The sequence below is a fragment of the Streptomyces hyaluromycini genome (assembly GCF_002217755.1).
Lineage (GTDB): Bacteria > Actinomycetota > Actinomycetes > Streptomycetales > Streptomycetaceae > Streptomyces > Streptomyces hyaluromycini.
Genome location: NZ_BCFL01000023.1, coordinates 223,948 through 243,205, shown reverse-complemented (window position 1 = coordinate 243,205; position 19,258 = coordinate 223,948). Strand labels below are relative to the sequence as shown.

15 protein-coding genes are annotated in these 19,258 nt (G+C 70.8%); 12 read left to right on the top strand and 3 right to left on the bottom strand.

What is annotated here, in order from left to right; genetic code table 11:
• Positions 1 to 58: 58 nt before the first annotated feature.
• A complete protein-coding gene (locus SSP29_RS30060) occupies positions 59 to 1,756 on the bottom strand; it encodes a carbohydrate binding domain-containing protein (protein ID WP_089103981.1) in 1,698 nt (565 codons plus the stop codon).
• 225 nt (positions 1,757 to 1,981) lie between these two features.
• Here SSP29_RS30060 and SSP29_RS30055 point away from each other — a divergent pair, with 225 nt between their 5' ends.
• Together SSP29_RS30055 and SSP29_RS30050 are read left to right on the top strand one after the other, a co-directional pair.
• Positions 1,982 to 2,632 (top strand): response regulator transcription factor, encoded by a 651-nt coding sequence (locus tag SSP29_RS30055; RefSeq protein ID WP_089103980.1) that lies wholly within the window; start codon positions 1,982 to 1,984, stop codon positions 2,630 to 2,632.
• Between the two features lie 16 nt (positions 2,633 to 2,648).
• The gene (locus tag SSP29_RS30050; RefSeq protein WP_089103979.1) at positions 2,649 to 3,398 is read left to right on the top strand and encodes a HAMP domain-containing protein; all 750 of its coding nucleotides are present in this window, start codon (positions 2,649 to 2,651) and stop codon (positions 3,396 to 3,398) included.
• Positions 3,399 to 3,445: 47 nt separating this feature from the next.
• On the opposite strand, the gene SSP29_RS30045 is transcribed toward SSP29_RS30050, so the two are convergent.
• Positions 3,446 to 4,624 (bottom strand): MFS transporter, encoded by a 1,179-nt coding sequence (locus tag SSP29_RS30045; protein ID WP_089103978.1) that lies wholly within the window; start codon positions 4,622 to 4,624, stop codon positions 3,446 to 3,448.
• Positions 4,625 to 5,691: 1,067 nt separating this feature from the next.
• Here SSP29_RS30045 and fusA point away from each other — a divergent pair.
• From fusA to SSP29_RS30005, 8 genes are all read left to right on the top strand, one after another.
• The gene (gene fusA, locus SSP29_RS30040; RefSeq protein ID WP_089103977.1) at positions 5,692 to 7,824 is read left to right on the top strand and encodes an elongation factor G; all 2,133 of its coding nucleotides are present in this window, start codon (positions 5,692 to 5,694) and stop codon (positions 7,822 to 7,824) included.
• Between the two features lie 626 nt (positions 7,825 to 8,450).
• Entirely contained in the window at positions 8,451 to 9,767 is a 1,317-nt protein-coding gene (locus tag SSP29_RS30035; protein ID WP_089103976.1) for an ABC transporter substrate-binding protein, read from the top strand.
• Between the two features lie 5 nt (positions 9,768 to 9,772).
• Entirely contained in the window at positions 9,773 to 10,765 is a 993-nt protein-coding gene (locus tag SSP29_RS30030) for a carbohydrate ABC transporter permease (protein WP_089103975.1), read from the top strand.
• Positions 10,758 to 11,618 (top strand): carbohydrate ABC transporter permease, encoded by an 861-nt coding sequence (locus SSP29_RS30025; protein WP_089103974.1) that lies wholly within the window; start codon positions 10,758 to 10,760, stop codon positions 11,616 to 11,618. Before SSP29_RS30030 ends, SSP29_RS30025 begins: the two co-directional genes overlap by 8 nt.
• A gap of 26 nt (positions 11,619 to 11,644) precedes the next feature.
• Positions 11,645 to 13,003, top strand: coding sequence for a GH1 family beta-glucosidase (locus SSP29_RS30020; protein WP_089103973.1), 1,359 nt, complete (start codon positions 11,645 to 11,647; stop codon positions 13,001 to 13,003).
• Between the two features lie 155 nt (positions 13,004 to 13,158).
• Entirely contained in the window at positions 13,159 to 15,039 is a 1,881-nt protein-coding gene (locus tag SSP29_RS30015; protein ID WP_089103972.1) for a discoidin domain-containing protein, read from the top strand.
• Positions 15,040 to 15,216: 177 nt separating this feature from the next.
• Entirely contained in the window at positions 15,217 to 15,867 is a 651-nt protein-coding gene (locus SSP29_RS30010; protein ID WP_089103971.1) for a hypothetical protein, read from the top strand.
• Positions 15,868 to 15,909: 42 nt separating this feature from the next.
• On the top strand, positions 15,910 to 16,644 hold the full coding sequence (locus SSP29_RS30005) for a YcnI family copper-binding membrane protein (protein ID WP_089103970.1): 735 nt from the start codon (positions 15,910 to 15,912) through the stop codon (positions 16,642 to 16,644).
• Between the two features lie 128 nt (positions 16,645 to 16,772).
• Here SSP29_RS30005 and SSP29_RS30000 read toward each other — a convergent pair whose 3' ends face one another.
• Entirely contained in the window at positions 16,773 to 17,591 is an 819-nt protein-coding gene (locus tag SSP29_RS30000; RefSeq protein ID WP_089103969.1) for a CDP-alcohol phosphatidyltransferase family protein, read from the bottom strand.
• Between the two features lie 122 nt (positions 17,592 to 17,713).
• Here SSP29_RS30000 and SSP29_RS29995 point away from each other — a divergent pair, with 122 nt between their 5' ends.
• Both SSP29_RS29995 and SSP29_RS29990 read left to right on the top strand, forming a co-directional pair.
• Positions 17,714 to 18,697: a zinc-dependent alcohol dehydrogenase gene (locus SSP29_RS29995; protein WP_089103968.1), complete on the top strand. Its 984-nt coding sequence runs from the start codon at positions 17,714 to 17,716 to the stop codon at positions 18,695 to 18,697.
• A 160-nt stretch (positions 18,698 to 18,857) separates the two neighbouring features.
• Complete coding sequence (locus SSP29_RS29990; protein ID WP_046728401.1) at positions 18,858 to 19,256, top strand: 6-pyruvoyl trahydropterin synthase family protein; 399 nt, start codon at positions 18,858 to 18,860, stop codon at positions 19,254 to 19,256.
• Positions 19,257 to 19,258: the final 2 nt, after the last annotated feature.

Here is a 19,258-nt window from a genome sequence, read left to right as displayed (position 1 = left end):
GCCGGTTCCCCGGGCGGGTGCCCGGGGAACCGGCCCCCTCATCGACTCGCGCCCGCGCTCAGCTCAGGGTGAAGTCGTCCGCGTTGACGTTGGACTGGCCGTACCAGCCATGGGCGTAGACGGTGACCGTTCCGCTGCTGCCGGTGGTGAAGGTGACCGTGAGCTGGTTCCAGCTGCTGCTGTTGGACCAGGTGCTCGCGGTGGCGCCGCCGCTGACCCCGAGGTAGGCGTACGGGCCCTGCACCCAGGCGGTGAGCGTGTAGCTGTGGTTGGCGGACAGGGTGACGGTCTGGTCGCATTCGCCGGTGCTGCTGGAACTCGGCGTGACCTGCAGGCTGTGGCTGCCGCTGTGGACCGGGCTGGAGACCACCGAGCTGCCGCCCGTGCAGGTCCACGGGCTCAGACTGCCGGTCTCGAAGCCCGCGTTGGTCAGCGAGCCCCCGCCGCTGCCGGAAGACGTGACCGTGAGCGAGTAGGTCGCGCTGTGGCTGCCGCTGGCGGCGGTACCGGTGACGGTGATCGGGTAGGTGCCCGCGGCCACGGACGAGCCGACCGTCGCCGTCAGCGTCGAACTGCCGCCGGACGTCACGGATGTGGGGCTGAAGGAGACGCTGACACCCGAGGGTGCGCCGGAGGCGGCGAGGCTGACGGACTCGGCGCTGCCGGAGGTGACGGCCGTGGCGACGGTCGCGGTCGCCGAACCGCCCTGGGCGACCGAGGCGGAACCCGGCGACAGCGACAGGGAGAAGTCGGTGGTGGTGCCTCCGCCGCCGCCCGTGCTGCCCTCGTAGGGCACGAACGCGTCGGTGAACGCGAGCTGGTTCTGGCTGATCTCACTGCACGTGGACAGCGAGTTGGCGCTTCCGCTGCACGGCTGGTCCCGGTTGGCCGACCAGAACGACAGCCGCCCGATGCTGTTCTGCGCGGCGAAGCTCTCCACCGTCTGGGCGTCCGCGAGCGTGAAGGTGGACCCGTCGTCGTTCTTGCCGATCATCGGGGTGATGCCGAGGTTGGCGTAGGTGTAGGAAGAGTCGACGGACTGCATCTGCGCGAGCGTGGCCTTGGCCGCGGAGACCGCCGCCTGGCCCATCTCGGTGCCGGTGCCCGCGTAGTAGTCCATGGCCATGATGTTGACCACGTCGATCTTGATGCCCGCGGTCTTGGCGGCCTTGATGATGTTGACGCCGTCGCCGGTCAGCCCGCTGGTCAGCACCGGCAGGGTCATGGAGAACTTCAGGTTCGGGTTGGACGCCTTGAGATCCTTCATCGCCTGCATCTGACGGGCCGCGGCGGCGGTGTCCGCGATGGCGGCGCCCTCGACGTCGAAGTCGAGCTGGGTGACGCCGTAGTCGTTGATGATGGCCTGGTATCCGGCGTCGATGCTGCTCTGGGTGGAGCAGGTCCAGGCGAGCGGCTCACCGCTCGCCCCGCCGGAGGAGATGATGACGGAGGCGCCCTCGGACTTCGCCCTGGCGATCTCGGGGTCGGTGTAGGAGTCGTTGCCTATGGGGAGCGTGTCGCCCCAGATCTGGGTGCAGCCTTCGCCGAGTACGAAGGCCGCCGTGTAGGCCTTGAGCCCGTGTCCGGTGATGGCCGTGTCGAGCAGTCCTTCCTGACCGTTCGACATGTCGACGTAGGGAGCGACGGAGTAGACGCTGCTCCCCGCGGCGCTGCCGGCGGGGGCCAGGGCGACGGTGACGCCGGTGGCCGCGAGTGCGAGGGCACCGGCGGAGGCCGCGAATCTTGCCAGGCGCATGACAGAAAACCCCTTTCGGGGGGCCCGTGGGAGGTGGAGAGGGGAGAGAGGGAGCCGTGAGGGCTTTGGTATATACCAAACAACCGGTCAGACTCTCCGTCAAGAGGACTAGACCAAGTGTTTACGTGGGGCGGAATGGCCAACTCCGCGTGAATGGACGGTCGCTACCGGCCACCCACGGGTCCTGTTACCGCCGTGTGATCCTCCGGCTGCCAAGGTGGGGACATGCGCGTACTGATCGTGGAGGACCACCGGGATCTCGCGGAGAGCCTCGCCAGGGGGCTGCGCCGGCACGCCATGGACGTCGAACTCGCGCACGACGGCGAGCAGGGACTCACCCGGGCCGCCAGCGGCGCGTACGACGTCGTCGTCCTGGACCGCGGCCTGCCGCTCGTGCACGGCGACGACATCTGCCGTGCCCTCGTCGAGCAGGGCTGCCCGTCCCGCGTCCTGATGCTCACCGCCTCCGGCGCCCTCGCCGACCGTGTCGAGGGACTGGCCCTCGGCGCCGACGACCTCGCCAAGCCCTTCGCCTGGGCCGGACTCCTCGCCCGCACCCGCGCCCTCGGCCGCCGCGCCCACCCGGTGCGGCAGCCCGAGCTCGTCTGCGGCCCCCTGCGCCTCGACCCCGCCCGCCGCACCGCAAGCCACGCCGGCACCCAGCTCCCCCTCACCGCAAAGGAGTTCGGGGTCCTGGAGTACCTGCTCGGGGCCCGCGGACGCACCGTGGCCACCGACGAACTCCTGGCCAAGGTCTGGGACGAGGTCGCCGACCCCGGCACCACCACCGTCAAGGCCACGGTCAACCGGCTGCGGACCAAACTCGTCGACCGCTCCGTGATCCAGACCGTGCCAGGAGAGGGCTACCGGATCTGACACGGCGACCACCCTCGTGACCCGTGCCCGTGCCCGGCTGCGCCGCTCGGCCGCCGTCGTCCGGGGGCGCGCCCTGATCCGCGGCCTCACGCCCCGCCGGGCCCGGGTCCGCTTCGCCATGCTCTTCGGCCTGCTGTTCATCGCCTCCGGAGCCGTTCTGCTCGGCATCACCTACCTGCTCGTCAACCGCCCCACCCACAACGTCGTCACCGCCTTCCACGTGGCGCCGCAGGGCGGTGCACAACCGCAAACGATCATCCGGCCCGGCTCCGACCCCGGCTCCGGGGCCCCGCCGGACGTCACCGACTGGCTCAACGACCAGCTGAGCAAGCAGACCGCCAAGATGCACGACGCCCGGATGCACCAACTCCTCGTGCAGTCCGGCATCGCCCTCACCATCATGGCGGCTATCTCCGTCGTGCTCAGCTGGCTGCTGGCCCGCCGGGTCCTCCAGCCCGTGCGCACCCTCACCGCCGGCATCTGCCGGATCTCCGCCGGCAACGCGCACGAGCGCCTCGCCGTCGAGGGCCCCCGCGACGAGGTCAGCGAACTCGCCGACAGCGTCGACGGGCTCCTCGAAAGGCTCGGACCGCACCGAACCGGCGACGGTCGCCGGCGACACCGCGCTCCTGGAGCGACTGGTCGCCAACCTGACCCACAACGCCGCCTACTGCAACGTGCCCGACGGCAGCGTGGACATCACCGTCCGGCGCCACGAGGGGTGAACGCGGAACTCGTCGGCCATCTCGCGGGAACCCGGGTGTGACGACGTGCCAGGGGGACCCGCTACTTTCCGACCAGCCGGTCGGTCGCTCAGGCGGAGGGCTCGGTCACGGTGGACTCGCGGCGGCGGACGGTGGCCACGCCCGCCCATGCCATGGCCACCAGCGGGATGACGCCGGAGATGATCACCTGTCCCTGGCTGGAGACCGCGCTGTTGGGGGTGCCCAGCAGGAACCCGGCGCCGATGCAGCTGCGGGAGAGCGCCTGGAAGCAGGCCCAGGCACTCCCGTGCACCTCGGCCGGCACGCGGGCGTGCACCGCGTTGCGCAGGCCGACGTTGCAGGCGCCGTTGCCGAAGCCCGCGATCAGGAACAGCGGGAAGATCACCGCGGCCACCGGGATCAGACCGGTGAGGAGCAGGCTCACGCCCATGCCCAGGATGCCGGTGACGATCAGCTGGCCGTGCCGGTCCGACCAGCCCGGGCGGCCCGCGAGCAACGCGCCCGGGACGGACCCGAGGGCCCAGGTCGCCAGGATGAGGCCGAACACGGTGTCGTTGCCGTTGACGACGTCCCGCAGGTAGTAGACGCCGGCGACGTTCTCGATGCTGATGGCCAGTATCGAGGCCGCCAGCGCCGGCATCAGCGTGCCCACCACCGGCGCGTCGCGCAGCGCCCGGTAGCCGTCCGCGAGTTTGGTGGCGGGGCGGCGGCCGATCGCCACGTCCACGGTGTTCGGCACCGCCAGCATGGTGCAGCCCGCGAGCACCAGGAACGAGGCGCCGTCCACCGCGAGCAGCACTCGGGTGCCCCACAGGGAGTTCAGGAAGCCGGCCAGGGGAGGGCCGATCAGCCCCGCGACGGACAGGCCGGCCGTCAGCAGGCTGTTCGCCCGGCCCGTGTGCTCCTCGCCGGCCACGGCGGGCAGCATCTTGAACCCGGCGGCCACCGAGGCGACTCCGGCCAGCGCGGACAGCGCGATCAGGGCCACCCGCGCATGGAACCCGCCGACCGCGGTGGCCGCGCCCAGGGACAGTGCCTGGAGCAGCAGCGCCCACAGGCAGACCGCGCGTGCACTGAACCGGTCCACCACGGTACCGATCAGCGGCGCCGCGAGCACCGTGGGGATGAGCTCGGCGATCATCACCTCGGTCACCCCGAAGCGGATGTCCCGGTCCGCCGCGTGCAGCACCAGGCCCAGGGAGGCGAGCGTGTCACCGAGACGGGAGAAGAGCGTTCCCGCGATGAGCACCTGCGCGGCGACCGGCATCGTGGCACCGGGGCGCAGCGCGGCGAATGGCGCTCTCCGCGTCTTTTCCGTGTCCAATCGATTCCAATCCGTCCGTTTTCCGGGCCCATTCAGCCTGCTCGCGCATCAGATTAGGCCTGCTCGTTCAGTGGTAGAGCGTCCACCGGCCACCGGGACTGACCGCTTCCCGGTCATTGCGCGCCCCGCCGGAACCCGAGGTGGCGTCCCAATTTCTCAGCCAAGAGCAGTGCTTCACCGAATGTCCACACACGTTCCACACCAACTCCCGCTGTGCCGGTGCCGGAAGGTCCACTCCCCGTGCCACCCGGGATGATGTGGATCCGGGGCGTTCCGGACGTCCTTTCCGGGCTCGGCGGCGCCGATGCGGTGGATCGGCGCCCCGATGTCCCCGTGGGAGCCGTAAAGCATGTTTTTCGGCCAATCGCTGGAGTTGCGGCGGTCTCTTCCGGTGAACACCTCCACTCCCGTCCGTCGATCCGGAAAGCGCCTTCCCGGTGCGTGGCGTTATCGATGCCGGCCAGATGAATGTCCGGAAAATGTCGGGACAACGAGCCGCCTCATTCCCCGAGCAGTGGAGAAAAGGGAACGAACCGGTATCCCCGCCCGGCCCCCGGGCCGCCGTGCCCGGCCGAGGCGTCCGGCGAAGTGCCGGGAGTGCCGGGAGTGCCCGAAGTGCCGGATCGAAGCGGCCAGCCGAAAACCGAATGCCGCGCCCCGCATCGCCTGCTTACACTCGGCCGGTATCACGCACCGTAGCCGCGGAACGCGGTCCAGGTGCTTTGCCGTGACGAGTTCGGACGAATGAGGGGAGAGGACCATGCGGGATCGCACCGCCGTCGTCCCTCCCCGTTCCCGCTACGAGGTGATCCTCGTGTCCCCGTCCCTCCGGTGCCCGCCGCGCGGCCGGCACCGGACTCCGTGACGCGCGACCGGATCAATCAACTACCGGCATATGCCCAAGCATTGACGTGCCGTCAGTCGTGGCCGGTGAACTTCGCCGCACGGGAAATTGCGCCGCCCCTTCCCGGAGCCGTTCCGGGAAACCGTCATTCGAAAGGCATCGGGCCATGCGCGCCGAACTCCACCCGAACTCCGTCAACCCTCTCGCCGCCGTTCGCAACCTGGGCATCCTCGCCCACGTCGACGCCGGAAAGACCACCGTCACCGAACGCATCCTCTTCGCCACCGGCACGATCCACAAACGCGGCGAGGTCCACGACGGCACCACCGTCACCGATTTCGACCCCCAGGAACGCGACCGCGGCATCACCATCTTCGCCGCGGCCGTCAGCTGCGCCTGGAACGGCCACCGCGTCAACCTCATCGACACACCCGGCCACGTCGACTTCGCCGACGAGGTCGAACGCTCCCTGCGCGTCCTCGACGGCGCGATCGCCGTCTTCGACGCGGTCGCCGGCGTCGAGCCGCAGAGCGAGTCGGTGTGGCGGCAGGCCGACCGGCACGGCGTCCCCAGGATCGCCTTCGTCAACAAGCTGGACCGCGCGGGCGCCGACCTCGACAGAGCCGTCGAGTCGATCCGCAGCCGCCTGCACCCGGCCCCGCTCGTCGTGCAACTGCCCATCGGCACGGAGGACGGCTTCACCGGCGTCGTCGACCTCGTGCGCATGCGGGCGCTGGTCTGGGCGGACGACGGCGGTACGGCGCTGGAGGGGCCCGTTCCGCAGGAGCTGAGGGAGGCGGCCGAGCGGCGTCGGCGCACGCTGGAGGAGGCGGTGGCCGCGCTGCACCCGGCCGCGCTGGAGGAGTTCTGCGCGCCGCCCGGCCGGCTGTCCGACGCCACCCTGGCCGGCGCCCTGCGCGACCTCACCCTGACCGGCGAGGGCGTGGTCGTCCTGTGCGGCTCCGCCTACCGCAACCGGGGCGTCGAACCGCTCCTCGACGCGGCCGTGGCGTATCTGCCCTCGCCGCTCGACGTCCCCGCCGTGCGCGGTACGCATCAGGGCACCGAGCAGCGGCGGGCCGCCGACCCGGAGGGGCCGTTCGCGGCACTGGCGTTCAAGGTGACCGCGACCGCCACCGGGCGCCTCACCCACGTCCGGGTCTACTCGGGCACGATCGAGAAAGGAGCCACCGTGTGGGACCCGGCGACGCGCCGTACCGAACGCGTGGCGCGCATCCTCCGTGTCATGGCCGACCGGCACCAGCCCCTCGACCGGGCGGTGGCCGGTGACATCGTCGCCGTCGCCGGGCTGAAGTCGGCCCGCCCCGGCGCCACGCTGTGCGCTCCGGACGCCCCGCTGCTCCTGGAGCCGCCGGTCGCCGCGGAACCGGTGGTCTCGGTCGCGGTCGAGGCCCGCCGCGGTACCGACACCGACCGGCTGGCGCAGGCGCTGGCCAGGCTGGCCGAGGAGGACCCCTCGCTGGTGGTGCGCACCGACCCCGAGACCGGGCAGACCGTGCTGTCCGGAATGGGCGAACTGCACCTGGAGGTCGCGGTGGAGAAGATCCGCCGGGACGGCGGGCCCGAGGTCACGGTGGGCCGGCCGCGGGTCGCCCTCAGGGAGACCGTGGCCCGCGGGGTGACCGGCTTCGTCTACCGGCACGTCCACCAGACCGGCGGGGCGGGGCAGTTCGCGCACGTCGTCCTGGACGTCGAACCCCTCGGGCACGAGGGCGGGCAGGAAGGCGGGCGCGAGGGCGGGCGCGAGGGCGGGCGCGAAGGCGGTCGGGAGGGCGGCTTCGAGTTCCGGTCCGCGGTCGTCGGCGGCCGGGTGCCGCAGGAGTACGTGCGTGCGGTCGAGGCCGGCTGCCGGGACGCCCTCGCCGAGGGTCCCCTCGGCGGGCATCCGGTCACGGGGCTGCGGGTCACCCTGACCGACGGCTCGACGCACGTGAAGGACTCCTCCGACACGGCGTTCCGCACGGCGGGCCGGCTCGGCCTCCGGGAGGCCCTGCGAGCCTGCGCGATGACGCTCCTGGAGCCGGTCGCCGAGGTCACGGTCACCGTGCCCGAGGACGCGGTGGGCGGCGTGCTCGGCGACCTGGCCGCCCGGCGCGGCCGGGTCACCGGTTCCGCGGCCCGGGGCGGCGAGGCGGTGCTCACCGCCACCGTGCCGCTGGCCGAGCTGTTCGGCTACGCGACACGGCTGCGCGGCCGCACCCGGGGCCGGGGCACCTTCACCACCCGCCAGGCCGGCCACGCGCCGGCTCCGGCCCCGGTCACGGCGCCCGCCCGGTGACACCGGCACGGGGGCCGGGGACAACCTCCCCGGCCCCCGCTGTCGCACCGGGCGGCGGGCCCTGGCTGTCGTGCCGGGCGTGCGGCTCCGGCCGTTGCGCCGGGCGCCGGGCCCTGGCTGTCGTGCCGGGCGTGCGGCTCCGGCCGTTGCGCCGGGCGTCCGGCCCCGGCCGTCGCGCCCGGCATCCGGCCGTGGCCCGCCGTCGTGCCCGGCATCCGGCCGTGGCCCGCCGTCGTGCCCGGCACCCCGCACCGCCGTCGTGCTCTGTACCTCACCTCACCTCACCCCACCCCCGCCCACGCCGCCCGCAATCGGCCGTCGAAACACAACCGTTGTGGAACGGCGTCCGGCCCCGCACCGCGCAGGTCACCCGGCTCCGGCCCAGGTCACACAGCCGGGCACGGCCGCACCACCGCCCCGGAACCGGCTGTTCCCCGGCCTGCCTGCACGGATACCCGTGCCGGATCCCTTGACGAGCCAGCCTTCCGAGGATTAACTCACGTCCTAAATTAAGCCATGAGGGGCTTCGGAAGCCGAACGTCGGTCTCGGCATCCGCACTCGCGGGCGCCGGCCTTCGCGAAGCCCTCTCGGGGTTCTCGACTCCCGGAAAGGCACAGCTGGAGCCATGCGCAGCATCCGAGCCGCGGCCGTAGGCGCCGTCACCATGTCTCTCGCCCTCGCGGCCACGGCCTGCGGTGGCGGTTCGTCCACCGGGGGCGGGTCCAACGACTCCCCGAAGACGCTCACCTACTGGGCCTCCAACCAGGGTGCCAGCATCGAGATCGACAAGAAGGTACTCCAGCCGGAACTCGACAAGTTCCAGAAGCAGACCGGCATCAAGGTCAAGCTGGAGGTCGTGCCCTGGTCGGACCTGCTCAACCGGATCCTCACCGCGACCACCTCCGGCCAGGGCCCCGACGTGCTGAACATCGGCAACACCTGGAGCGCCTCGCTCCAGGCGACCGGCGCACTGCTGCCCTGGGACGCCAAGAACTTCGCCAAGATCGGCGGCAAGGACCGGTTCGTCGACTCCGCGCTCGGCTCCACGGGCGCCGAGGGCAAGGACCCGGCGGCCGTACCGCTGTACTCGATGGCGTACGCGCTCTACTACAACAAGAAGATCTTCGCCGACGCCGGTATCGCCAAGCCCCCGGTCACCTGGGACGAGCTGATCGCCGACGGCAAGAAGATATCCGCCAAGGGCAAGTCGGTGCTCGGCGCCGAGGGCGGCAACGTCTCGGAGAACATCCACCACACCTTCGTCTTCGCCAAGCAGCACGGCGCCGACTTCTTCACCTCCGACGGCAAGCCGGACTTCACCAACGACAACATCGTCGCCGCGGTCAAGCAGTACGTCGACCTGATGGCCAAGGACAAGGTCATCCCGACCGGCGACGCCGAGTACGCGCAGAACCAGTCGGTGAGCGACTTCGCCAAGGGCAAGCAGGCCATGCTGCTGTGGCAGTCGGCGTCCGCGAACCTCAAGTCGCAGGGCATGCCCGACAGCGACTACGGCATCGCCCCGGTGCCCGTGCAGTCCGGCACCCCCGGCACCGGCACCCAGGTCAACTCGATGGTCGCCGGCATCAACCTGGCGGTCTTCAAGAACACCAAGAACCTCGACGGCGCCACCAAGTTCGTGAAGTTCATGACCAGCGACGACGAGCAGAAGATCCTCAACACCGCCTACAGCTCCATCCCGCCGGTCAAGACCGCCCAGGAGGACGCGGCCTTCAACACCCCGGCCAACTCCGTCCTGAAGAACACCCTCGCCACCAGCGCCTCGGCCCTGCCCCAGGTGGCCTCGGAGTCGCAGTTCGAGACGACCGTCGGCACGGCCGTGAAGAACCTGTTCGCCGCCGTGGCCGCCGGAAAGGCCGTCACCACCGACTCCGTGAAGGCCGAACTGGAGAAGGCCCAGCAGCAGATGCCGGCGGCCTGAACGCGATGACGACCACCACCACCGCTGTGCAAGAGCCGGTGCGTGCGAACCCCTCCGGGACGGCGGGCGGCTCGGGCCGCCGTCCCGGGCGGATCCGCCGGATCGGACTGCCGTACCTGCTGCTCCTGCCCGCCCTGCTGCTCGAACTCCTCGTCCATCTCATCCCGATGGTCATCGGCGTCGTGATGAGCTTCAAGGAGCTCACCCAGTTCTACATCCGCGACTGGACCACCGCCCCCTGGGCCGCGTTCGACAACTACAAGACGTCGGTCGAGTTCAACGCCCCGGTCGGCAAAGCCCTGTTGCACTCCTTCTTCGTCACCGTCAGCTTCACCCTGCTCTCGGTCGGCCTGTGCTGGCTGATCGGCACCGCGGCCGCGGTGTTCATGCAGGACACCTTCCGCGGCCGGGGCCTGCTGCGGGCCCTGTTCCTGGTGCCGTACGCGCTGCCGGTCTACGCGGCCGTCATCACCTGGGTGTTCATGTTCCAGCACGACAACGGCCTGGTGAACCACGTCCTGCACGACCAGCTGCACCTCACCGACAAGCCGTCCTTCTGGCTGATCGGCGACAACAGCTTCTACGCCCTGCTGACCGTGTCGGTGTGGAAGGGCTGGCCGTTCGCCTTCCTGATCGTGATGGCCGGACTGCAGAACATCCCGAGGGAGCTGTACGAGGCGGCCGCCCTGGACGGTGCCGGGATGTGGCAGCAGATCCGCCGGATCACTCTGCCGTCGCTGCGCCCGGTCAACCAGGTGCTGGTCCTGGTCCTGTTCCTGTGGACGTTCAACGACTTCAACACGCCGTACGTCCTGTTCGGCAAGTCCGCCCCGGAGGCCGCCGACCTCATCTCGGTCCACATCTACCAGGCCTCCTTCGTCACCTGGAACTTCGGCACCGGCTCGGCCATGTCCGTGCTCCTGCTGCTCTTCCTGCTGGTGGTGACCGGCGTGTACCTGGTGTTCACCTCACGCGGACGGAGGACCGCCGATGTCTAGCCCCAGCTCGCCGATGGCCCCGCCGCGGTCCTTCCTCTGGTCCCGGCGGATCTTCCTCACGCTGCTCACCGGGTTCGTGCTGATCCCCGTGTACGTGATGATCTCCAGCTCGCTTAAGCCCCTCGCGGACGTCACCGGCAAGTTCCGCTGGCTGCCGAGCGGGCTGACCATCCGCCCGTACATCGACATCTGGTCGACGGTCCCGCTCGCCAAGTACTTCGTGAACTCGCTGATCGTGTCGGTCGCGGCGACGGTCTGCTCGGTCGTCGTCGCGGTGTTCGCCGCCTACGCGGTCAGCCGTTACGAGTTCCGCGGCAAGCGCGTCTTCACGGTCACCGTGCTCTCCACCCAGATGTTCCCGGGCATCCTCTTCCTGCTCCCGCTGTTCCTCCTGTACGTCAACATCGGCAACGCCACCGGCATCGCCCTGTTCGGCTCCCGCGGCGGCCTGATCCTCACCTACCTGACCTTCTCCCTGCCGTTCTCGATCTGGATGCTGATCGGGTACTTCGACTCGGTGCCGAGGGACCTGGACGAGGCGGCGCTGGTCGACGGCTGCGGGCCGCTCGGCGCGCTGCTGCGGATCGTCGTACCCGCCGCGATCCCCGGCATCGTCGCGGTCGCCGTCTACGCCTTCATGACCGCCTGGGGCGAGGTGCTGTTCGCGTCGGTGATGACCAACGACACCACCCGCACGCTGGCCGTCGGCCTCCAGGGCTACTCCACGCTCAACGACGTGTACTGGAACCAGATCATGGCCGCCTCACTGGTGGTGAGCGTCCCCGTCGTGGCCGGCTTCCTGCTCCTGCAGCGCTACCTCGTCGCCGGGCTGACCGCCGGCGCCGTGAAGTGAACCCACCCAGTTCCGAAGGGAATTTCGTGACCATCGACCTCGCCGCCCTCCCGCACGACTTCCTGTGGGGCACGGCAACAGCGGCGTACCAGATCGAGGGAGCCGTCGCCGAGGACGGCCGTGCACCCTCCATCTGGGACACCTTCTCGCACACCCCGGGGAAGATCGCGGGCGACGACAACGGCGACGTCGCGTGCGACCACTACCACCGCTGGCGCGAGGACATCGGCCTGATGCGGCAACTGGGCGCGAACGCCTACCGGCTGTCGGTCGCCTGGCCGCGCGTAGTGCCCGGCGGTGACGGCCCGGTCAACGCCAAGGGCCTCGACTTCTACGACGAGTTGATCGACGCCCTGCTGGCGGCCGGCATCACCCCGTCGGTCACCCTGTACCACTGGGACCTGCCGCAGGCCCTCCAGGACCGGGGCGGCTGGCCCGAGCGGGCGACCGCCGAGCACTTCGCCGCGTACGCCTCTGTCGTCGCCGAACGCCTCGGCGACCGCGTCCGGCACTGGACCACCCTCAACGAGCCCTCCTGCTCGGCCTGGATCGGCCACCTGGAGGGCAAGATGGCCCCCGGCTGGACCGACCTGACGGCCGCCGTCCGGGCCTCCTACCACCTGCTCCTCGGCCACGGTCTGGCCGCCCAGGCGATCCGCGCCGCCGCGCCCGGCGCCGAGGTCGGCATCGTGAACAACCTCTCCACCGTGTTCGCCGCCACGGACCGCCCCGAGGACGCGGCCGCCGTCCGCCGCCACGACGGGCACGTCAACCGCTGGTGGCTGGACCCGGTGCACGGCCGCGGCTTCCCGGCCGACATGGTCGAGACCTACGGCGTCGAACTCCCCGAGCGGCCGGGCGACCTGGCGACCATCGCCACTCCGCTCGACTGGCTGGGCCTGAACTACTACTTCCCGGCCTACATCGAGGACGACCCGAAGGGCCCCGCCCCGTACGCCCGTTCGGTGCGCCGCCCCGACGTCCCGCGCACCGGCATGGACTGGGAGATCGACGCGAGCGGCATCGAGACGCTGCTGCTGCGCCTCACCGAGGAGTACGGCGCCCGCAAGCTCTACGTCACCGAGAACGGCTCCGCCTACCCGGACGTGGTCCGCCCCGACGGCACCGTCGACGACCCCGAGCGCCAGGAGTACCTGGTCGGCCACCTCGCGGCCTGCGCCTCGGCGGCCCGCAAGGGGGCTCCGCTGGCCGGCTACTTCGCCTGGTCGCTGCTGGACAACTTCGAGTGGGCGTACGGCTACAACAAGCGCTTCGGCCTGGTCCACGTCGACTACCGCACCCAGGTCCGCACGATCAAGGGCAGCGGCCGCCGGTACGCGGACATCATCCGCGACCACCGGGGACAGGCCCGCCGGGCGGCCTGACACACACCGCGGTGGGCGCGGACCAGGGGAGTTCCGCGCCCACCGCACACTCGACCGACATGCGTCATCGCCATACGTGCGCGCAACAGGCACGGAGCCTGATCTGTCATGCCCACAACAAACCCGAAGGAACCGTCAACGCTCAGGAGACCCGCATGCCATCCCCGACCCGCATCCCCCGTACCGTCCTGGCCGCCCTGGCCGCGGCCGCCCTGCTGACCTCCGGCACGATCCTGGCCGCGCCGCCATCCACCGCCGCCACCGCCGTGACCTGGGACACCGACCGAGCGAACACCGCGTACGCGGCCAACCCGAACGCCGTCACCGCCTCCGGCTACGAGAACGGCGGCACCACCCCCGGCATGGCCTTCGACGCGAACGGCGCGACCCGCTGGTCCAGCAACTTCGCCGACGACGCCTGGATCCAGATCGACCTCGGCACCACGATCCGCATCGACAGCGTGCAACTCGACTGGGAGGCCGCGTACGGCAAGAAGTACGTCCTGGAGGCCTCGAAGAACGGCACGGACTGGACGCCCTTCTACACCGAGACCGCGGGCACCGGCGGCTCGGTCACCGCGCACACCTACCCGCAGGAGGTCACCGGCCGCTACGTCCGCATGCGCGGCATCCAGCGCGCCACCCCCTACGGCTACTCGCTCTGGAACTTCAAGGTCTACGGCGGCGAACCGGCCCCCGCGTCCTCGACCGTCACCAACCTCGCCCTGAACCACCCGGCGTACTCCAACTACTACCAGCACGCGGGCAATTCACCGGCGTTCGCCACCGACGGCGGCTGGCCGGCGGACCTGAAGGGCGACTACACCCGCTGGTCGAGCGACTGGAACGCCGACCGCTGGATCTCGGTCGACCTCGGCGTCACCTCGACCATCTCCTCCGTGGACCTCTACTGGGAGTCGGCGTACGCCGTCGACTACCTGCTCCAGGTCTCCGACGACAACGTCAACTGGCGCACGGTGTACGAACCTTCGGCCGCTGACATAGCCGCCCGCCGCGCGAACGTCGTGTCTCCCTCGGACGCGTCGGGCCTGCACGACACGGTCACCCTCTCCTCCCCGGCGACCGGCCGCTACGTCCGCATGCTCGGCAAGGAGCGCCGCAGCTTCTACAACCCGGCCCCCGCCACCGCCCAATTCGGCTACTCGCTCTACGAGTTCCAGGTCTGGGGCACCGGCGGCAGCGCCTCCGCGGCCTACCCCGCCCTCCCCGGCGACCAGTCCGGCACCTACCAGACCACGTTCTTCGACGACTTCACCGGCTCCTCGCTCGACCGCTCCAAGTGGCGGGTCGTCCGCACCGGCACCGAGATGGGCTCGGTCAACGGCGAGGCACAGGCGTACGTCGACTCGCCGGACAACATCCAGACGCAGAACGGCGAACTGCTCCTCAAGGCGAAGTACTGCAAGGGCTGCACCCAGGCCGGCGGCGGCACCTACGACTTCACCTCGGGCCGCATCGACACCAACACCCACTTCGACTTCACGTACGGTCGCGTGAGCGCGCGCATGAAACTCCCGGTCGGCGACGGCTTCTGGCCGGCCTTCTGGCTGCTCGGCAGCAACGTCGACGACACCTCCGTCTCCTGGCCGGCCTCCGGCGAGACCGACATCATGGAGAACATCGGCTACCCGACCTGGACCAGCACCTCGCTGCACGGTCCCGGCTACTCGGCCGACGGCAACATCGGCGCCCGCCAGACCTTCCCGAACGGCGGCACCATCGACCAGTGGCACACCTACGCGGTGGAGTGGACGCCGACGGCGATGCGCTTCTACGTCGACGACACCCTGGTCCAGGAGACGACCCGCAACGTCCTGGAGTCGACGCGCGGCCAGTGGGTCTACAACCACAACCAGTACGTCATCCTCAACCTCGCCCTCGGCGGCGCCTACCCGGCCGGCTGGAACCAGGTCACCAGCCCCTACTGGGGCCTGCCGCAGTCCAGCGTGGACAAGATCGCGGCCGGGGGAGTGCAGGCCGAGGTGGACTGGGTGCGGGTGGAGCAGAAGCGGTAGGGAGCGCTTGGGGGGGTCCGCGCGCCCTCGGCGGTGATCAGGCGGAACCCCCTGGCGCGGCGACCGGCACCCGTCCCCTCACAGCAAACCGAGGCCATCGCACCGGAAAACCCCAGCCGTGAGTGAACGGGGCGTCCGCGCCGCGCGTACCACCCGACCGTGGGAGGATCGCTCACCATGGATGCGTCACCGGCGGTACGGAGCCTGCGTGCCGCGGTGTTCGCCGCGGTGTGTGTGCTGCTGGCTGCCGCCGGCCACGGGCTGGCCATGGGCGACATGCCGCCGCTGTGGGCCGACGTTGCCGGCTTCGTCGCCGTGTTCGCCCTGGTTCGCGCCCTCGCGGGGCGTGAGCGCGGGCTGCCGGAGATCGGTATCGGCATGCTCCTCACCCAGGCCGGTCTGCACTTCGGCTTCGACGCGGCCCGCGCGGCCACCCCGGCTCCCGCGCCCGCCGTGACCATGGCCCCCATGCGCATGCACGGTCATGCCATGGCCGGTATGGGCGGCGGGGCCGGTATGGCGCAGCTGCACCCGCACGTCCACGTCCTGACCGCGCACGCCACCGTCGCCCATGTCGTCGCCGCGCTCGTCGCCTCCTGGTGGCTGCGGCGCGGCGAGGCCGCGCTGTGGTCGCTGCTGAGGCGGACGGCCGCGCTCGTGCCCGGTCTGGCCGCCTGGTGGCACGACGCCCCGCTGCCCGCCCCGGCCGACGGCCTCCGCCTGGCCCCGGCCGGCCCGATACGGCCCAGCCCGCTGCTCGCGCTGCGGCACGCGGTGAGCCGACGCGGCCCCCCGAACCCGATCCCGTACCCGGTCCAACACCAGTAAGACTCTCTAACAGACTTCACTCGTACGGAGATCGACTCACTCATGCCTGCTGTCTCTGCGACTCGCCTCACCCTCCGCCGCGCCGCCACCGTCACCGCGGTCACCGCCGCCTCGGTCCTCGTCGCCGCCGGCGTCGCCTCGGCGCACGTCACCGTCCACCCCGAGAGCTACGCCAAGGGCGCCACCGACGGTGTACTGACCTTCCGGGTCCCCAACGAGGAGAACACCGCCGCCACCACCAAGGTCCAGGTCTACCTGCCCACCGACCACCCGGTCCTGGGCGTCCTCGTCACCCCGCAGGACGGCTGGACCGCCAAGGTGACCACCACCAAGCTCAAGACGCCCGTCAAGACCGACGACGGCACCATCACCGAGGCCGCCTCCGAGATCACCTGGACCGGCGGCAAGATCGGCGCCGGCCAGTACCAGGACTTCGACGTCGCCTTCGGGCAGCTGCCGGAGGACACCGACCAGCTGACCTTCAAGACCCTGCAGACGTACTCCGACGGAAAGGTCGTCCGCTGGATCGAGGAGGCGCAGAGCGGAGGCGACGAGCCGGAGAACCCGGCGCCGACGCTCAAGCTCACGGCGGCGGGCGACGACTCCGCCACGTCGGCCGCGCCGGCCGCCAAGACCAGCGCCAAGGCGACGACGGCGGCCGCCGACTCCAGTGACTCGACCGCCCGCGGCCTCGGCATCGCGGGCCTGATCGTCGGCGCCCTGGGCCTGGCGGCGGCCGCGTTCGCCGTCGTACGCACGCGGGGCGCACGGTCGTAGGTCAACGCCTGTAGGCAACCGCCTGTAGGCCAACGCCCGTTGGCAACCGCCTGTAGGCCAACGCCCGTTGGCAAACCAGAAGGGGCCCGGACCGATCTCTCGGTCCGGGCCCCTCTGCTGTCCCCGGGTCAGCGCACCGCCAGCTCCAGCATCTCGATGCCCTCGACGGACGTCTCCGAAGTCTCCATGGACGCCTCCGCCGGCACCTCCAGCACCGGCATCGCCGGCCGCGTGTTCCGCGCGTTGCGCCACAGCCATGCCACATCCCGCCCGAAGGACCACACCAGGGAGCCGAGCGCCAGCAGCACCACGCCCAGGTTGGCCAGGTGCGGCAGCAGGTCCGCACCGGCCAGCAGCAGGCAGATGCCCTGCATCGCGGCGACCGTCTTGCGGGCCATGGAGTGCGGCAGCGGGGCGTTCAGCCAGGGCGCGGCCTTCGCCGCCGCGACGAACGCGTAGCGCATCCCGCCGATGAGGAGGACCCACGGGCCCAGCTGCGTCGAGACGTACACGCTCAGCACCAGGATCAGGAACGCGTCGACCTCCATGTCGAAGCGGGCGCCCAGGGCCGTCGACGTACCCGTGCGGCGGGCCACCTTGCCGTCCACGCCGTCGAGGATGAGGGCCACGGCCGTCAGGCCGACCAGCAGCGTGACCGGCGGGGAGCTCTCGAAGGAGTCGGCGACCAGGGCGGTCACGCCGCCGACCAGGATCGCGCGGCCGAGGGTCACCCGGTTGGCGGGACCGAAGGAGCGCGGCCGGGTGCGGTGCAGGGCCCGGGACAGGACCGCCCAGGTGGCTATCGCGAACGCGAGACCCGTCAGCCAGCCGGCCGGCCCCATGCCGATCGCCGTCCCGAGCAGGGCCAGCAGCAGGACCTGCACGCCCGCTCCCACAGCGGTCTCCTGCTGGACCAGCCTGGCTTCGTAAGTGTTGTTCAGGGCCACCGCACGTTCCTCCGGCCGAGTGACAGAGTCGATCAACGCCGCGTACTGTGCGCGGACTGTGCACTTCTCGCTGTGCACATCTCGGTACGTGAACAACTTCCCGATCGTTCAGGAGGATGCCGATGAACTCCTCGGCCCGCGCGTTCTGGCTCCGCTCTCCGGGCCACGGAGAGCTGCGTGACGTCACCCTCGCGGAGCCCGGCGAGGGCGAGGTCCTGGTGCGCTCGCTGTACTCGGGAGTCAGCCGTGGCACCGAGACACTGGTGTTCAGGGGCGGGGTGCCGGAGAGCCAACACGCCGTGATGCGGGCGCCGTTCCAGGAGGGCGACTTCCCCGGTCCGGTGAAGTACGGCTACCTCAGCGTCGGCGTGGTCGAGCAGGGCCCCGATGGGCTGATCGGGCGTACGGTCTTCTGTCTGTATCCGCATCAGACGCGTTACGTCGTTCCGGTGAGCGCGGTGACGGTGGTACCGGAGCGGGTACCACCGGCGCGTGCGGTACTCGCGGGCACGGTCGAGACCGCCGTGAACGCCCTCTGGGACGCGGCGCCGCTGGTCGGCGACCGGATCGCGGTGATCGGCGGCGGCATGGTCGGCTGCTCGGTCGCCGCCCTGCTCGCCCGCTTCCCCGGGCTGCGGCTCCAGTTGGTCGACGCCGACCCGGCCCGGGCCAAGACCGCCGAGGCCCTCGGCGTGGACTTCGCGGCCCCCGAGGAGGCCTTCGGCGACTGCGACCTCGTCGTGCACGCCAGCGCCACCGAGCAGGGCCTCACCCGTGCCCTGGAACTCCTCGCGCCGGAGGGCACGGTCCTCGACCTGAGCTGGTACGGCGACCGGCGCATCGCCCTCCCGCTCGGCGAGGCCTTCCACTCCCGCCGGCTCACCGTGCGCAGCAGCCAGGTCGGCACCGTCTCCCCGGCCGCCCGCGCCGGCCGCACGTACGCCGACCGGCTCGCCCTGGCCCTGGACCTGCTGGCCGACCCGGCGCTGGACGCCCTCATCACCGGGGAAAGCGCGTTCGAAGAGCTGCCGGAGGTGCTCCCGAAGCTCGCCTCCGGGGAGATCCCCGCCCTCTGTCACCGGGTCCGCTACGGCGACATCGGCTGACGGAACGTCCAATGACGTCCGGCGCGGTTCGCCAAGAGGTCCTGACCTGAGAAAAGAGTGAGAGTGGACTGAACGCGGGGAAGCCAAGAGCCGTATTAAGGGCATCCCCCGGCAGGGATCAGCCGGGGGACCAGACGCGCCGCACCTGGAGGGTCGTCCGTTGTTCAGCATCACCGTCCGCGATCACATCATGATCGCCCACAGTTTCCGCGGCGAGGTGTTCGGGCCCGCGCAGCGACTGCACGGCGCCACGTTCCTCGTGGACGCCACCTTCCGGCGTGAACAGCTGGACGACGACAACATCGTCGTCGACATCGGTCTTGCCACCCAGGAACTCGGCGCCGTGGTCAGCGAGCTGAACTACAGAAACCTGGACAACGAGCCCGACTTCGCCGGGATCAACACCTCCACGGAGTTCCTCGCGAAGGTCATCGCCGACCGGCTCGCCGAGCGCATCGAGAAGGGCGCGCTGGGCGAGGGTGCCAAGGGCCTCGCCGGACTGACCGTCACCCTCCACGAGTCCCACGTCGCCTGGGCGAGTTACGAGCGTGCCCTGTGACC

Excerpts from the sequence above, each read along its gene's own strand:
- SSP29_RS30010 (WP_089103971.1), top strand. The coding sequence starts at position 15,217 with ATGGATGCGTCACCGGCGGTACGGAGCCTGCGTGCCGCGGTGTTCGCC.
- SSP29_RS30005 (WP_089103970.1), top strand. The coding sequence starts at position 15,910 with ATGCCTGCTGTCTCTGCGACTCGCCTCACCCTCCGCCGCGCCGCCACC.
- fusA (WP_089103977.1), top strand. The coding sequence starts at position 5,692 with ATGCGCGCCGAACTCCACCCGAACTCCGTCAACCCTCTCGCCGCCGTT.
- SSP29_RS30025 (WP_089103974.1), top strand. The coding sequence starts at position 10,758 with ATGTCTAGCCCCAGCTCGCCGATGGCCCCGCCGCGGTCCTTCCTCTGG.
- SSP29_RS30030 (WP_089103975.1), top strand. The coding sequence starts at position 9,773 with ATGACGACCACCACCACCGCTGTGCAAGAGCCGGTGCGTGCGAACCCC.
- SSP29_RS30060 (WP_089103981.1), bottom strand. The coding sequence starts at position 1,756 with ATGCGCCTGGCAAGATTCGCGGCCTCCGCCGGTGCCCTCGCACTCGCG.
- SSP29_RS30045 (WP_089103978.1), bottom strand. The coding sequence starts at position 4,624 with ATGCCGGTCGCCGCGCAGGTGCTCATCGCGGGAACGCTCTTCTCCCGT.
- SSP29_RS30015 (WP_089103972.1), top strand. The coding sequence starts at position 13,159 with ATGCCATCCCCGACCCGCATCCCCCGTACCGTCCTGGCCGCCCTGGCC.
- SSP29_RS29995 (WP_089103968.1), top strand. The coding sequence starts at position 17,714 with ATGAACTCCTCGGCCCGCGCGTTCTGGCTCCGCTCTCCGGGCCACGGA.
- SSP29_RS30055 (WP_089103980.1), top strand. The coding sequence starts at position 1,982 with ATGCGCGTACTGATCGTGGAGGACCACCGGGATCTCGCGGAGAGCCTC.
- SSP29_RS30035 (WP_089103976.1), top strand. The coding sequence starts at position 8,451 with ATGCGCAGCATCCGAGCCGCGGCCGTAGGCGCCGTCACCATGTCTCTC.